Here is a 1055-nt window from a genome sequence, read left to right as displayed (position 1 = left end):
TAGCGAAGCATCAAACGCGCTCGCTCTGATACCGCCACCTCTTTCCAAGATTGAAAAGCCGTTTGCGCACTTTCGATGGCTGCTTTCATCTCTAAAATTCGATTTTCTAAAAAGCGGTTACCCAATGCTTCACCAGCAAGCGCCAAAGATTGGTTGAGCGGCACACCTGATTTCAACATCAACGAGAATGTTCGAGCAAAACGCGACAATTGAGCGCGATTTACGATATCGCCAACGATTGGTAAGCGGAGGCGATATTTATCAAACTTCTCCCGCCCATCTGCTGTCGCAACCCAAGCTTTGAAAACAAAGAATGCACCGACCATAGCGGCAATGAGCAATCCCCAGTAGTGAACAAAGAAGTTGGACGTCGCAATCAAGATCCGAGTTGGAAGCGGCAACTCAACCCCAAAACGAGTAAACATCGATGCAAACTCGGGGATAACCAGAATGTTCAGAATGAACATGGCGATGGTAATAAATACGATAACGAACGTCGGGTAGCGCATCGCGGCTTTAATGCGTTTGCGTGTTTCTAGCTCTTGCTCATAGTAGTTTGCCAGCTGCAGCAATGCTTCATCGAGTCGACCGGTATTCTCACCCACGTTGATCATGGAAACGAATAACGGACTAAACACTTTGTTGTGCGGCTGCATCGCAGACGACAAGCCACGACCATTACTCAACTCAGAAACCACATCTTCTAGCGCTTCTTTAAGCTGTTTGTTTTCACAGTTTTGCAGTAAGCCGCGCATTGAGCGCAGCAAAGGCACACCAGCTTTAGTTAAGCTGAACAACTGACGAGAAAACAGAATAATCACTTCCAGTGGAATGGCAGGAACCAACAATTTCGACAAACTAACGTGGTTCTTTACGCCTTCTTTCTCTAAGCGCAGATTGAGCGGGATGATCCCTTTATTCATCAACGCTTCCGCTGCAGCTTCTGAATTCACCGCATCGATTTTGCCACTGGTTGATGAGCCGTCTAATGTGCGGCCTTGATAACGAAAAGTTGGCATTCACTTACCTATATGAAAATGGGATCAGTCTTACCC

At 46.7% G+C, this 1055-nt stretch carries 1 protein-coding gene; it reads right to left on the bottom strand.

Translation table 11 applies throughout. The features are described 5' to 3' along the window. Positions 1 to 1019: type II secretion system F family protein (locus R7E42_RS25485; protein ID WP_318073307.1), on the bottom strand; the 1019-nt coding region annotated here is incomplete at its 3' end. Positions 1020 to 1055: the final 36 nt, after the last annotated feature.

Origin of the sequence: Vibrio sp. Vb1337 (genome assembly GCF_033338715.1) — a bacterium.
GTDB classification, from domain to species: domain Bacteria; phylum Pseudomonadota; class Gammaproteobacteria; order Enterobacterales; family Vibrionaceae; genus Vibrio; species Vibrio alginolyticus.
This window is presented reverse-complemented; position numbering and strand designations above follow the sequence as displayed.